The sequence below is a fragment of the Chthoniobacterales bacterium genome, assembly GCA_036569045.1.
Taxonomy (GTDB): domain Bacteria; phylum Verrucomicrobiota; class Verrucomicrobiia; order Chthoniobacterales; family JAATET01; genus JAATET01.
Genome location: DATCRI010000054.1, coordinates 23,461 through 37,760, shown reverse-complemented (window position 1 = coordinate 37,760; position 14,300 = coordinate 23,461). Strand labels below are relative to the sequence as shown.

Here is a 14,300-nt window from a genome sequence, read left to right as displayed (position 1 = left end):
ACGTCCCAGTCCTTCCAGCCGGTATCGATCGAGTAGCTCCAGTTTTCCTTCTCGAGGGCGTCGATGGCGGCCGGGAGCAGGGCTTCGCGGCCCTTGCCGGTCGTTTCGTCCCAGAACTCGAGATTCGTGATGCTGCTGCCGCGGACGGGGCGGAAATCCTCCTCGTGGGTCGCGATGACCGACGGCGGGGTGCGCTTGAATTTCAGCCAGACGTAGTAGCGGGTCCATCCGCGAACGAGCGGCTGAGCGAGGGCGAGGAAAATGACGAGCAGTCGAGCGCGGATCGTGTCGAAGCGCGGCTCGAGCTTCGCGTGGATCATGTAGCTGAGCGCGACGAGCAGCGTGGCGCCGAACATGAGGTAGGGCACGATGCGCAGCCACGGCAGCGGAATGGACGTGACGAAGATCGCGGCGGTAAGGACGACCCATTCGATGCTGCTGACGTAGGCAGCGATTTCGCTCTGCGGCGTCGGGTAGATGCACTGGAACAGGCCCTCGCCAAAGACGCCGTGGTAGATGACGGGCTTGTTGATGAGCCACGTGAACCGCGGGGCGCCGTAGATCTGTCCGCGCCATTTCGCGGTGCCGGTGGGGCCGAAGAAGACGAGGTGCTTGAAACGCAGGAGCGACTCGGCCTCGCCGTAGCCTTCCTGCTGCTTGCGGAAAGCCTGCAGCGTGAACCGGCGGTAGTGCCAGACGATGGCCGCAGGGCTGAAGGCGATGACCTGGCCCTCCTGCTGAAGACGCCAGCAGAAATCGACGTCGTCGCCGGCTTTGCGGTATTCCGAGTCGAAGCCGCCGACCTTTTCGAAGGCCCATTTGTGGAAGGCCATGTTGCAGCCGGGGATGTGCTCGGCGACGACATCGGTGAGGAGCACGTGGCTGGGGCCGCCGGGCGCCGCGCTCACGCAGGCCTGGATCCAGTCCTCGGCGGGGGGGGAAATGTTCGGGCCGCCGACGCCGCAGTAGTCGCCGCTGGTGAGCGTGTGAACGAGGTAGTAGAGCCAGTCGGGATCGGCCATGCAGTCCGAGTCCGTGTAGGCAAGAATCTCGCCGGTGGCCGCGTAGCCGCCGACGTTCCGGGCGACGGAGAGGCCCTTGTTGACCTGCTTGATGTTGACGATCCAGGGATGGCGCGCGGCGATTTCCTGCGTGTTGTCCTTGGAGCCGTCGTCCACGAGGATGACCTCGTAGTTCGGATAATCGACTTCCTTGAGCGACTCGAGGCAGCGCTCGAGCGTCTTTGCGCCGTTGTAGGAGCAGACGATCACGCTGACCTTCGGGTAGCTGGCGAGACCGATCTTGCGGGTCATCGGTTCGTCGCCGGCGAAGAGCGCCTTCACGGCGGCAAGGGCTTTCTTCGGCGTGCGGTCGCGCCGCACGAGGCCGAAGTTCCAGTCCATGATCTCGTTGCCGCCGCGGAACCATTCATCGGTCCATGCGTAGAGCACGGTGCCGGCGAGCCCGCCGCGCACGACGCTCTCGATGTGCCAGGTGAGCATCTCCGCCTGCTCCTCTTCGGGATGGCGGATGGTGTCCATGCCGAACTCGCCCATCACGAGAGGACGATCGTCGGCGAGATTCTGGAGGCGGGCGAGGTAGCGGTCGAAGTCCTCCTGATAGTGAAGGTAGACGTTGAAGGTGAGAAAATCGACGTTCTGCGGGAGGAGGTATTCCGTGGGTGGGAAGCTTGCGTAGGAATACAACGCGTCGGGATCGGCCTGACGGGCGATGTTGATGAGCTCCTCGACGAATTCCGTGACGGCGCGGGCGCCGAGCCAGCGCACCATGCTGGTGGGGATCTCGTTGCCGACGAGGTATCCGAAGATGGCGGAGTGGCCGGCGTTCTTTTTCACGCCGTCACGCACGGCGCGGACGACCTCGCGGCGGATCTTGCGGTCGTTGAGAAACTCGATGTGCTCGGCCCAGGGGATCGTGACGAGCACGCGAATGCCGGATTCCAGACATGTGTCGAGGAACCAGCGCGGCGGCACGTAGTAGACGCGCAGCAGATTGATGCCGGTGTCGCGCATGATGGCGAGGTCGCCGGCCAGCTTTTGCGGGTTGCCGAAATGCTCGCCGTCGGCGTCGGGCGCGAAGGGGCCATAGGTGGCGCCTTTGATGAAAAACTTCCGGTCGCCTTCGAAGAAAAACTTGGCCCTTACGCGGACCCTTGGCAGAGGTTGCACGGCGTTAACGGCTAACGCGTTCCGGGCAGGATTCAATGTCAAACCGTGGGCGAGGCCGGGCGGGCGTCACTCCCCGGGAGCGATCAACTTTCGCAGGCGCATCATGCCGCGGCGGATGCGGGCCTTGACGGTGCCGAGTGGCTCATGGAGTCGATCGGCAATCTCCTGCTGGGTGAGGCCGCCGAAATAGGCCAGCTCGATGACCTCGCGCTGACCGGCCTTCAGCTGGAGCACGGCGGAGCGAACGCGGTCGCTCTGCTCGTGGGAATCCACCTCGTCGAAGGGGCGGCGTTCGTGGACGAAGGTATCCGCCGCCATCTCGGCGCCAGCCCCGTCGCGCAGGCGGATGCGGCGTTGCACGGAGCGAATGCGGTCGATGGCTTTGTTCCGCGTCATCGTTACGGCCCAGGTGAGGGGCTTCCCGCGGGAGGCGTCATACATCGGCGCTTTTTCCCAGATCATGAACAGGACTTCCTGGGTGACCTCCTCGGCATCGGCCACGTCGTTGAGGACGCGCAGGGCGGTCGAGTAAATCAGGCCGGAGTAGCGGTCGTAGAATTCCTCGAAACTCGCGCGATCGCCGTCGCCGATCCGTCGAATCAGCTCGATCTCCGATGCGCTGTCGTTGCTCGAGTCCAAGGAGTGACTGGGGTAATTCAGGATGAACGTCGGGAGCCTAGCTGCCAACCGATTTCAGCGCGGCGGTGGCGATGCGGGCGGTCTCGGCGATGTCTTCCTCGGTGTGCGCGAGGGAGAGGAAGCCGGCCTCGAATTGCGACGGCGCGAAATAGACGCCGCCCTCGAGGCAGGCGTGGAAGTAGCGATTGAAGGCGGGTTTGTCGGCCCGCATGGCTTCGGCGAGGTTCTTCACCGGACCGGCGGTGAAGTAGAGGCAGAACATCGAGCCGATGCGCGCAAAGGTGAACGGGCCGTCGGCGATCATTTCGCGGACGGCGGCCTCGAATTGCGCGCCGAGTTTCTCGAGTTCGGCCCAGCCATCGCGGCGTTCCATCTCGCGGAGCTGGGCGAGGCCGGCGGCCATGGCGAGGGGATTCCCGGAGAGGGTGCCGGCCTGGTAGACCGGGCCGTCGGGCGAGAGGTGGTCCATGATGTCGGCGCGTCCGCCGAACGCGCCGACCGGCAGACCGCCGCCGATGACCTTGCCCATCGCGGTGAGGTCGGGGCGAATGCCGCTGAGTTCCTGGTAGCCGCCCGGCGCGAGGCGAAACCCGGTCATGACCTCGTCAAAAATGAGCAGCGCGCCGGATTCGTCGCAGAGGGCGCGCAGGCCTTCGTGGAAGCCGGGCTCGGGCAGGTAAAGGCCGGCGTTTGCGGGCACGGGCTCGACGATGATTGCGGCGATCTCGCGGCCGGCTTCGGCAAAGGCGGCGCGGACGGCAGCGAGGTCGTTGAAGGGGAGGGTGATCGTGAGCTCGGCGAGCGCGCCGGGCACGCCCGCGCTGTCGGGCCGGCCATGGGTGAGCGCGCCGCTGCCGGCCTTCACGAGGAGAGAGTCGACATGGCCGTGGTAACAGCCCTCGAATTTCACGATGCGGTCGCGACCGGTGAAGCCGCGGGCGAGGCGCACGCAGCTCATCGTGGCCTCGGTGCCGCTGTTCACCATGCGGACTTTTTCGACGGAGGGCACGAGGCGGCAGATCGTCTCGGCCATCTCGACCTCGAGCGGATTCGGAATCCCGAAGCTCAGGCCGCGGCCGGCGACGGTGCGCACGGCCTCGATGACGGGCGCCGGCGCGTGGCCGAGGATCGCTGGACCCCATGTGCCGACATAGTCGATGAGTTCGCGCCCGTCGACGTCGCGGATGCGGCAGCCGGCGGCGGATTCCACGAAAAACGGATCGCCGCCGACGGAGCGAAAGGCGCGCACGGGGGAATTGACGCCGCCGGGAATGCGGAGTTTGGCGGCGGCGAAGAGTTCGGCGGAGCGGGATGGCATGATTTTTTTTACGACAGGATGATTCGGCCCGCCAGAGCGCAGGCGATCACGAGGAGCCAGGGCGGGATTTTTCCGAATTGCAGGGCGGCCCATGCCGCGAGCGCGAGGCCGGCGGCGGGCCACGAGTCGAGCGCGCTGGTGGCGACGGGATGGAGCAGCGTGGCAAGCAGAAGGCCGACGACGGCGGCATTCGCGCCAGCCAGGGCCCCGCGGGCGCCGGGCCGGGAGCGGAGCGTTTGCCAGTGCGGCAGCGCTGCAAACACGAGCAGGAAGGACGGCAGATAAATCGCCGCCAGACACCACAGGCCGCCGAGCCAGCCGGGACCGGCGAACACGCCCAGATACGCGGCGAAGCTGAAGAGCGGCCCGGGCAGGGCCTGCGCGGCGCCGTAACCAGCGAGGAAGTCTTCGCGGTGGATCCAGCCGTGGCCGACGGTCTCGGCCTGCAACAGCGGGAGGATGACGTGGCCTCCGCCGAAAACGAGGGCGCCGGAGCGGTAAAATCCGTTGGCCAGATCGAGCCAATGATTTGGCCATGCAAGGGCGAGCAGGGGCAGGCCGCCGAGAAGCGCGAAGAAGAGGCCGAGGCAGGTTGCGGACCATGGCGAAGGGCGGACGTGAAGATGGTCTGGCTGGCTGGCTGCGACGGGGGGCGGCGCCGGGCGAAATTTTTGCGCGCCGAGGAGCAGGCCGAGGATGATCAGGCCGAGTTGCATCCACGGGGTTGGCGCGACCAGCGCCAGCGCGGCGGCCGCGAGGGCGAGCGTGGCGCGGGGGACGTCCGGGCAAAGCTGGCGGCCCATCTGCCACACCGCCTGTGCGACCACCGCGACCGCGGCGAGTTTCAATCCGTGCAGCCAGCCGGGCGCAAGGTCGGTGGTTCCCAGGCCGTAGGCGCAGGCCATCATGAGTGCCGCCGAGGGCAGCGTGAAGCCGGCCCACGCCGCGAGCGCACCCGCCAGCCCGGCGCGCAGGTGGCCGAGGGCGATTCCAACCTGGCTGCTGGCCGGGCCGGGGAGGAGCTGGCCGAGGGCGACGAGGTCGGCAAAGGCTTCGTCGTCGAGCCAGCGTCGTCGCTCGACGAATTCCGTGCGGAAGAACCCGAGGTGCGCGACGGGGCCGCCGAAGGACGTGAGCCCGAGCCGCAGGAATGCCGTGAAAACCTCCACGGGGCGGGAACGGCGCGACGGCATGAGCTTGGTTCTACGCGGTGTGCGGCGAGGCTTGCCACCGCGAAATCACTCGGGAAGACTTGTCGCCATGAGTCGTTTTGCAAACCAAGTCGCCATTGTCACGGGAGCCGGCCGCGGGATCGGCGAAGCCATTGCCCGCCGGTTCGCCGCCGAGGGCGCGAAGGTCGCGGTCGTCAGCCGCACCGAGTCGAATTCCCAGAAGGTCGCCGACGCGATCAATGCCGAGTATCCCGATGCGGCGAAGCCCTACGCCGTGGACGTGGCCGATTTCGACGCCGTGCAGAAGGTCGGCGAACAGATCCTCGCTGACTTCGGCCGGGCCGATGTGTTGGTGAACAACGCCGGCATCACGCGCGACACCCTCGCCATGCGCATGTCGAGCGACGACTGGGACGCGGTGCTCTCGACGAACCTCAAGGGCGCCTTTAATTTCACCCGTTCGGTGCTCCGCGCGATGGTGAAGCAGCGCGGCGGTCGCATCATCAACATCAGCTCCGTGAGCGGCCTGATGGGTCTCGCCGGGCAGGCGAACTACGCGGCGAGCAAGGCCGGCCTCATCGGCATGACGAAGAGCATCGCGCGCGAACTCGCGAGCCGTGGCATCACCGTGAACGTCGTTGCGCCGGGTTTCATCGAGACGGACATGACGGCCGTGCTCAGCGACGAGGTCAAGAAAGGCGCACTCGCGCAGATTCCGCAGGCGCGCATGGGCTCGGGCGACGACATCGCCGCGACCGTCGCATTCCTTGCCAGCGCCGAGGCCGCCTACATCACCGGCCAGGTGCTTGCCGTCGACGGCGGCATGAGCATGTAACCGGATCGTCCGTCCTTCCTTTCGAAAGCCGCCGTCCGATCAACCGGACGGCGGCTTTCGCTTTTTCGACCGCGATCGAACAAAGATTTTTTGCGAAATGGCGTTTGTGGGGCAACAGTTCGGGAAACGACAAACCTGTTTTCATCCCATGAGCCAGATCCACGCCTACGCCGCAACGAACGCCAAGGGAACCCTCGAGCCATACGCCTACGATCCCGGCGATCTCGGCCCCGAGGAGGTCGAGATCAAGGTGTCGCACTGCGGCATCTGCCACTCCGATCTCTCGATGCTCGATAACGACTGGGGGATGACCGGCTATCCCTTCGTGCCGGGACACGAGGTCACCGGAACGGTCGTCGCGCTCGGCGATCAGGCCAAGGGCCTTGCGGTCGGCCAGCAGGTGGGCCTGGGCTGGACGGCGTTCAGCTGCCTCTCCTGCCCGGAGTGTCTGTCGGGAAATCATCACCTCTGCGCGACCGCGCAGGGCACGATCGTCGGACGTCACGGCGGTTTTGCGGATCGCGTGCGCGCGCAGTGGCCGTGGGTGCGTCCGCTACCCGAGGGGCTCGATCTCGCGAAGGTCGGCCCGCTGCTTTGCGGCGGCGTTACCGTCTTTGCGCCGTTCTTCGTCCACAACATTCCCCCGACGGCCCGCGTCGGCGTCATCGGGATCGGCGGCCTGGGCCACATGGCGCTGCAATTCGCGAACAAGTGGGGCTGCGAGGTCCACGCCTTCACGACGAGCGACAGCAAGGAAGCGGAGGCCAGAAAGCTCGGCGCGCATTTCGTGCACAACACGAAGAACGCCGACGCGCTCAAGAAAATCGCCGGCAGCCTCGACCTCATCGTCTCGACAATCAATGTGCCGCTCGACATTCCTGGCCTGCTCGGGGCGCTCGCGCCGCAAGGCCGCTTGCACGTCGTCGGCGCCGTGCTCGAGCCGCTGCCGGTGCCGGCGTTTGGCCTCATCATGGGGCAGAAGTCGATTTCGGGATCACCCACGGGGAGTCCGACTGCGCTGGACCGGATGCTGCAGTTCAGCGCGCGGCACGGCGTGGCGCCGGTCACGGAGCTCTTCCCGATGTCGAAGGTGAACGACGCATTCGAGCACCTGCGTGCCGGCAAGGCCCGCTACCGCATCGTGCTCGAGAACGATCTCGCCTGAGCGCGCCGCCACGGAATTGTTGCCCGTTCGGAGGTTGCTGGAACCGCTTTCGCCGTTCTAGGCTGGCCGTCCGATGCTGCTCACCTTTCTCCGTCATGGCGACGCCGAGGACGAAGTCACCACCGACTTCGACCGTCGGCTCACCCCGAAAGGCCTCGAGCAGGCGGACAAGGTCGGCAAATTCTGCGTCCGCTTCGGGCTGATTCCGGACATCATTCTTTCCAGTCCGGTGGTGCGCGCCGAGCAGACCGCGCGCGCCGTTTCCAGGCGCCTCGACGACCGGGAGGTCTTGATCGAGCGATGGATCGCCTGCGGCATGTCGCCGGACGATTGCATGGAAGGCCTTGCCGCCTGCACGAAGTTCGACCACGTGATGCTCGTCGGCCACGAGCCGGATTTCAGCGAGGCGATCTCCGCATTCTCCGGCGGCTCGTGCTTCAACATTCGCAAGGCTTCGCTCACCACCGTGAACCTGCCGCGCCTGCGCGCCGGCGCGGGCATCATCGAGTTCAGCGTGCCCGTGCGCCTCATGTAAAAATTTTATGAAACCCGACATCATTCATTCCAACGACTTCGTGAACGACGCGGTGCAGTTGCTCGAGACCAGCGCCAACGAGGCGATCCGCGAGCGCGGCGTCTTCACCCTCGCGCTGAGCGGCGGCAATACCCCGAAGCCGGTTTTTCAGGCGTTCGCAAAACGCGCCATCGACTGGCGCAAGGTCGTCATCACGTTCGGCGACGAGCGTTGTGTGCCGCCGGATGACGAGAGGAGCAACTATTTGATGGCACGCCGCACCCTGCTCGATCTGGTGCCGATTCCAACGGAAAACATCCTGCGCATGAAGGGGGAGATCGATCCTGCGACGGCGGCCCACGAATACGAAGTCGCCCTGCGCGCCCGTGCCGGCGGCGGCGTGTTTCGCCATGATCTTGTTCTCCTCGGAATGGGGCCCGACGGTCACACGGCCTCGCTCTTTCCCGGCACTCCCGCGCTCGTCGAGCGGGAGAAGCTCGTCGTCGAAAACTTCGTGCCGCAGATGGACATGTGGCGCATCACGTTCACGTATCCGCTCATCGATGCCGCCCGCCACGTGTGTTTCCTCGTGAACAGCGCCGGCAAGGACGACGTGCTGAACGAAGTCTTCAGCGGCACGTCGGATTATCCCTGCGCGAAGGTGGCGCCGCTCGACGGCCAGCTCACCTGGTTGCTCGGCGCGTAGCCGCGGCCGTCACGTGTCCAGCCCGGGCAGCCCTCCCAACAGGATCGAGAGCATCTTTTCATGGCGGTTGAGAATATCCCGGGTGACCTGGAATGGCTCGGAATCGCGAATGGATCGCGATCGAAATCCGCCGCGCAATCAATCTTCGCGCCGGCTTGTTTGAGAGGGAGGCTTTGTTAGCGTGGCGACGTGAAAACACTTCTCCTCACGAACGAATATCCGCCCACGATTTATGGAGGCGCGGGCGTGCACGTCGATTATCTCAGCCGCGGCCTCGCGCGGCATATCGATGTGGAGGTGAGGGCGTTCGGCGATCAGGACGTGCCGACCGGAAACCCCGTCGTGAAAGGCTTCGGCCTCGATGCCAGCGGATTCACGTGCCCGAAGCCGCTGCAATCCGTGTTCGGCGCGGTGCGCCGTTGCACGGATTTCAATACGACGAACATCGATGCCGATGTCGTGCATTGCCACACGTGGTATGCCCATTTCGGCGGCATTCTCGCGAAGCTCAACTACGGCATCCCGCTTGTGATCACGGTGCATTCGCTCGAGCCGCTGCGGCCGTGGAAGCGCGAGCAGCTCGGCGGCGGCTACGATTTCAGCTGCTGGCTCGAGAAGACCGCGATGGAAATGGCCGACGCGGTGATCGCCGTGTCCGCGGGAACGAAGGCGGACATCCTTCGGCTGTTCGACATTCCCGAGGAGCGGGTGCCGATCATCTACAACGGCATCGATCTCGAGGAATACCAGGCGACGGATTCCCGGGCCTCGCTCGAGCACTTCGGCATCGATCCCGCCCGGCCCTACATTCTCTTCGTCGGCCGCATCGCGCGGCAGAAGGGCATCGTCCACCTCGTGAACGCGATCAAGTATCTCGATCCCGGCTTCCAGATCGTCCTCTGCGCCGGCGCGCCGGACACTCCCGAGATCGCGGAGGAAATGAGGGCCGCCGTGGCCGGGGCGCAGGAGCACCGCGAGGGCGTGATGTGGATCCAGGAAATGGTCGATACCCGGGCCAAGATCGAGCTCTACAGCCACGCGGCGGTGTTCGTCTGTCCGTCGATCTACGAGCCCTTTGGCATCATCAATCTCGAGGCGATGGCCTGCGAGACGCCGGTGGTCGCCAGTGCCGTCGGCGGCATCAAGGAGGTCGTCGTGCCGGGCGAGACCGGAACGCTCGTGCCGATCGACCAGATGACCGAGAGCCCGTTCGAGCCGGTCGATCCCGACAGGTTCTCGCGCGATCTCGCGGCGGCGATCAACGACCTGATGGCCGATCCGGCAAAATGCGCGGCCTTCGGCAAGGCGGGGCGCCGGCGTGCGGAGGAAATGTTCGGCTGGGACGCAATCGCGAAAAAGACCGTGGATCTCTATGCGTCCCTTCTGAAACCGGGTGGTTGATTTTCTTCGCCCGCGGGGATTCGGCGTGAGAATCTCCCGCGATGAAGTTTGTTGATCAGATCCGCGTGCATGGCATTGCGGGCGCCGGCGGCACGGGATGCGTGAGCATGCGGCGCGAAAAATTTATTCCGCGCGGCGGCCCGGATGGCGGCGATGGCGGGGACGGTGGCGACATCATCCTGCGCGCCGATCCGCACACGGACAATCTCGTCGCGCTCTACTACGAGCCGATCATCCGCTCGAAGAAGGGCGGCCACGGCCAGGGCAAGGACAAGCACGGCCGTTCGGCCCCGCCGACCTACGTGAATGTCCCGATCGGCACCCTAATCTATCGGCTGCCCGACGCCTTCAGGCCACGCGTGCACGATCCGCTCGATTTCGACGAAGAGCCCGCGCCGAAGCTCAAACTCGAGGCCGAGCAGTGCGAACTTCTCGCCGATCTCGTCGAGTCCGGCCAGGAATTCGTCCTTTGCAAGGGCGGGCGCGGCGGCAAGGGCAACACCCACTTCAAGAGCTCGCTCAATCGCGCCCCGCGCCAGTCGAAGCCGCCCGAAGACGGCGAGGAAGGCTGGTTCCTCTTCGAGCTGCGCACGATCGCCTTCGCCGGCCTCGTGGGATTTCCCAATGCCGGCAAGTCCACGCTGCTCGGCCAGCTTTCCGCCGCGCATCCCAAGGTCGCTTCGTATCCGTTCACGACGCTCAATCCCGTCGTCGGCGTGGTCGAGTATCCCGACTATGCGCGGCTAACGGTCGCGGACATTCCCGGCCTCATCGAGGGCGCCCACGACAACAAGGGCCTCGGCCACGAGTTCCTGCGTCATATCGTGCGCTGTCGGTTGCTGCTCTTCGTCATCGACATGGCGGGCAGCGAGGGGCGCGATCCGCTCGAGGATTTCCGCACCCTTCGCAAAGAACTCGATCTCTACGACCCGACGCTGAGTCAGCGGCCGTGGGCGGTGATTGCGAACAAGATGGACCTCGAATCGGCGAAGGAGAACCTCAAGCGTTTCAAACGCTCGGTTCGGAAAGCGCCGATCATCACGATTTCGGCGGATCGCTCGGAGGGAATCGACGAGGTGAAGACGTTCCTCCGGGCGGAACTGGGCAAGCTCGAGACTATCCCGGTAAGCGTCGGCTCCGAGCCGCCGGCCGAGGAAAAATAGCGCGAAAAGACCCGCGGGCACCGGTCGAGGGGGCGACCCACGGGTTTTTCGAGTGAAGCCGGCTGGAGGTTTATCGACCGCCGCCAGCACCGCCGCCGCCGCTCGAACTGGAGCCGCCCGCGGAAGTCGAAGTGTTCGCCGCGCCGCCTCCAGAGCTGCCGGTGGAGGTCCCGCCAGTGTCCGACGATGTGCCGGTCCCGCCCGTGGTGGAGCCCGACGTATTCGTGCTCGTCCCCGTGCCAGTGGTCGAGTTGCTCCCGGTTGTGGAATTGTCAGCTCCGTTTACGGCGCCGCTCGTGCTTGGAGAGGTCGCCGTGCCGGTCGCAGAGTCCGGGTTGGACGGCTCGCCATTTGCTGACGGTGCTTCCGCCGTTCCGGTATTGGGAGCGCCGTTCATCGAAGGCGCACCGGTGTTCGGAGCGGTTGTATTCGGGGCGCCACTCGTGGAGCTGCCGGCCTGGGTCTGCGCGGGAGGCGGCGCGACCGTGGTGTCGCCGGCGCTGGGATTCACACCGATCGTGGGAGTGAAAACGCCCGGTTGCGACGAGGTATCGGTGGTGGAGTTGGAGCTGTTTGTGGAGTTCTGGGACTGGGCGAAAGCGGAAATCGGAATCGCCCCGGCCGCGAGAAGGGACGCGAAGATTCGCGGAGAGGATGTGGTTTTCATACATCCAAAGATCGCCCGGCCGGCGGCAGGCACGGGTCGGGGATGTGGCGGTGGCGGCTATCGGGCGATCAGGGGACCGTCGTCGGGGCGATTTGGTTTGACGATTTTTGGGCCAATTGGGCTAAGTGCTCCGATGCAAATTCGGAAGGGGAATGGCTGGGCTCTGGGGGCTGTTTTGGCGATCGGTTCTTCGGCGTGGGCGGGGACGCCGGCGGTAAAAGTCACCGCGATCCCCAAGACCGATGCCACCCGACAGAAAACGGCCAGCGCGGTTGCGATGCAGGAGTTTAGCGGGATTTACAAGGTCATTGTCAAAAACGTCTCGTTCATGGACGCGACTCCGGCGCTCACCGCGGAATACCGGGTCTATTTCCGCCGCGACGATGGCATGAAGCAGGCGCGCGAGGTGAAGCCGCAGCGGCTCGAGGGCGAGGCCTCGGTCGAGGCGATCAGGCCGGGCGGAACGGCGGGCTTCGAGACGAAGCCCGTCAAACTCCACCGCACAAGTCTCAACACCAGCTACTACTACGCCAACGGCAAGCAATCCTCGACGAAGGACGAGCTGGTCGGCGTATGGGTGCGTGTGTTTGCCGACGGCAAGATGATCGCCGAATACATGTCCTCGGTGAATCTGTCGAAACTCGGGGCGTTTTAGGCGACCCGAGACCGCGGGGTGTCGGTCAGGCCGACACCGCTTCCGCCGGCGTGCCGACGCTGTGCGTCGTGGCGTCCTTCGGCAGGATCACGCGATTGCAGAAATCGCCGAAACCTTCGCCTTCTTCGCGCTCCACCGCATAGCGCTTGATGAACGGCGCGATGAGGGCGACGCCGTCGTCGAGCGTGATGCTAGGCGAGACAAGGCGATTCAACCGCGTGCCGTTGTAGCTGGCGCCGAGGTAAAGGGCGTATTTGCCGGGCGCGCGGCCCACGAAGCCGATCTCCGCGAGATACGGGCGGGCGCAGCCGTTTGGGCAGCCGGTGACGCGGAGGCTGATAGCGTCGTCGTGCAGGCCGGCCTCGTCGAGGATGTTCTCGAATTTCTCCAGCAGACCGGGCAGGGCGCGTTCGCTCTCGGTGAGGGCGAGGCCGCAGGTGGGCAGGGCCACGCAGGAGAGGGCATTCAGGCGAATGCCGGAGCGCTCGTTTTCCCGGTCGAGGCCGTGCTTCGCAAGGATGGCCTCGATGACGGGCTTCTCCGCGGCGGTGACGCCGGCGATGGAAAGGTTCTGCGACGGGGTGAGGCGGAAGTCGCCCTTGTGGACCTCGGCGATCTCGCGCAGGGCGGTGCGCATCGGCCAGCCCTCGACGTCCTTGATGCGGCCGCTGAGGATGTGCAGGCCGTAGAACCACGTGCCGTCGGCGTTCTCGTGCCAGCCGTGGGGATCCTCGATCGTGGTGAAGTTGAAGGCGCGGGCGGGCTCGAAGGTGATGCCCGAGCGCTTCTCGACCTCGGCTTTGAACCACTCCACGCCGCGATCCTCGATCGTGTATTTCAGGCGGGCGTGGCGGCGGTTCGTGCGATCACCGTAGTCGCGCTGCGTGGTGAGCACGGCCTCGCCGATGGTGTTGACGTGGTCGGGAGTGATGAAGCCCAGCACGTCGGCCAGGCGCGGGAAGGTCTCGACGTTGCCGTGGTTCATGCCGAGGCCGCCGCCGACGGTCACGTTGTAGCCGAGGAGCTTTTCGCCCTCGACGATCGCGATGTAGCCGAGGTCCTGCGAGAAGATGTCCACGTCGTTCGACGGCGGAATCGCGAAGCCGGTCTTGAACTTGCGCGGCAGGTAGGTCGCGCCATACATCGGCTCGCTCTCGGCTTCACCGCCGGCGACGAGTTCCTCGTCGAGCCAGATTTCGTGATAGGCGCGGGTCTTCGGCAGGGCGAATTCGCTCCAGCCTTTCGCGTCTTCGTAGACCTGCTGCAGCACGGCGCTGCGCTCGGGATTGGGCGGGGCCATCACGTTGCGGTTCACGTCGCCGCAGGCCGCGATCGAGTCGAGCAGCACCTCGTGCATGCGCTGGACGACGGGTTTCACATTGCCCTTGAGGATGCCGTGGAACTGGAAAGTCTGCCGGGTGGTAATGCGCAGGGACGGCGAGGCGAGCTGCGTCGCGATGTCGTCGAGGACGATCCACTGGGCCGGCGTGGCGACGCCACCGGGCAGGCGCACGCGGAGCATGAAGCCGAAGGCCTTCTCCTTGCCCTCCTTCTTGCGGATGTTTCGCACGTCGCGGTCGTCCTGAATGTAGAGGCCATGAAACTTCAGGAGCTGGTTGCTGTCCTCCGAAATGCCACCGGTCGAGGGGTCGGCGATGTCCTGCTGGATGGCGCCGCGCAGGAGATGCGAGGCGGCCTTGATGCCCTCGTTGGCGACGAGGGGCTTATCGGTCGCGGGGGCGGCGGTCGGAGTGTCGGAGCTCATGAAACGAATGGATAATGGAATATAGCGGTCCCCGGCGGGCGATCAATCGGCGCACCGGGTGGGTGCTGCGGCCGGGCATCCTTCGAAAGGTAGTGCCGGCCCGGGAAATCG

The 14,300-nt window shown here is 65.5% G+C and carries 12 protein-coding genes; 7 read left to right on the top strand and 5 right to left on the bottom strand.

Translation table 11 applies throughout. The annotated features are described in order from the left end of the window. From VIM61_10480 to chrA, 4 genes are all read right to left on the bottom strand, one after another. The coding region (locus tag VIM61_10480; GenBank protein ID HEY8900825.1) for a glycosyltransferase at nucleotides 1-2,189 on the bottom strand (2,189 nt) is incomplete at its 3' end. Between the two features lie 66 nt (nucleotides 2,190-2,255). Further along, a complete protein-coding gene (locus tag VIM61_10475; protein ID HEY8900824.1) occupies nucleotides 2,256-2,828 on the bottom strand; it encodes a sigma-70 family RNA polymerase sigma factor in 573 nt (190 codons plus the stop codon). A gap of 37 nt (nucleotides 2,829-2,865) precedes the next feature. After that, the gene (hemL, locus tag VIM61_10470) at nucleotides 2,866-4,146 is read right to left on the bottom strand and encodes a glutamate-1-semialdehyde 2,1-aminomutase (GenBank protein ID HEY8900823.1); all 1,281 of its coding nucleotides are present in this window, start codon (nucleotides 4,144-4,146) and stop codon (nucleotides 2,866-2,868) included. A gap of 8 nt (nucleotides 4,147-4,154) precedes the next feature. Continuing rightward, complete coding sequence (gene chrA / locus VIM61_10465; GenBank protein HEY8900822.1) at nucleotides 4,155-5,339, bottom strand: chromate efflux transporter; 1,185 nt, start codon at nucleotides 5,337-5,339, stop codon at nucleotides 4,155-4,157. Between the two features lie 67 nt (nucleotides 5,340-5,406). Here chrA and fabG point away from each other — a divergent pair, with 67 nt between their 5' ends. From fabG to VIM61_10430, 7 genes are all read left to right on the top strand, one after another. Beyond that, nucleotides 5,407-6,153, top strand: a complete 747-nt coding sequence (gene fabG / locus VIM61_10460) for a 3-oxoacyl-[acyl-carrier-protein] reductase (GenBank protein HEY8900821.1) — start codon at nucleotides 5,407-5,409, stop codon at nucleotides 6,151-6,153. 148 nt (nucleotides 6,154-6,301) lie between these two features. Next, complete coding sequence (locus VIM61_10455; GenBank protein ID HEY8900820.1) at nucleotides 6,302-7,318, top strand: NAD(P)-dependent alcohol dehydrogenase; 1,017 nt, start codon at nucleotides 6,302-6,304, stop codon at nucleotides 7,316-7,318. A 73-nt stretch (nucleotides 7,319-7,391) separates the two neighbouring features. Beyond that, nucleotides 7,392-7,853: a histidine phosphatase family protein gene (locus VIM61_10450; protein HEY8900819.1), complete on the top strand. Its 462-nt coding sequence runs from the start codon at nucleotides 7,392-7,394 to the stop codon at nucleotides 7,851-7,853. A 7-nt stretch (nucleotides 7,854-7,860) separates the two neighbouring features. Beyond that, nucleotides 7,861-8,538 (top strand): 6-phosphogluconolactonase, encoded by a 678-nt coding sequence (gene pgl / locus VIM61_10445; protein HEY8900818.1) that lies wholly within the window; start codon nucleotides 7,861-7,863, stop codon nucleotides 8,536-8,538. Nucleotides 8,539-8,727: 189 nt separating this feature from the next. Beyond that, nucleotides 8,728-9,939, top strand: coding sequence for a glycogen synthase (gene glgA / locus VIM61_10440; protein HEY8900817.1), 1,212 nt, complete (start codon nucleotides 8,728-8,730; stop codon nucleotides 9,937-9,939). Nucleotides 9,940-9,980: 41 nt separating this feature from the next. After that, nucleotides 9,981-11,102 carry a GTPase ObgE gene (gene obgE / locus VIM61_10435; GenBank protein HEY8900816.1) on the top strand — a complete coding sequence of 374 codons (1,122 nt, stop codon included), beginning with the start codon at nucleotides 9,981-9,983 and terminating at the stop codon, nucleotides 11,100-11,102. A gap of 131 nt (nucleotides 11,103-11,233) precedes the next feature. Then, nucleotides 11,234-12,424, top strand: coding sequence for a hypothetical protein (locus VIM61_10430; GenBank protein ID HEY8900815.1), 1,191 nt, complete (start codon nucleotides 11,234-11,236; stop codon nucleotides 12,422-12,424). A gap of 25 nt (nucleotides 12,425-12,449) precedes the next feature. On the opposite strand, the gene VIM61_10425 is transcribed toward VIM61_10430, so the two are convergent. After that, nucleotides 12,450-14,189 carry an NADPH-dependent assimilatory sulfite reductase hemoprotein subunit gene (locus VIM61_10425; GenBank protein HEY8900814.1) on the bottom strand — a complete coding sequence of 580 codons (1,740 nt, stop codon included), beginning with the start codon at nucleotides 14,187-14,189 and terminating at the stop codon, nucleotides 12,450-12,452. Nucleotides 14,190-14,300 lie beyond the last annotated feature (111 nt).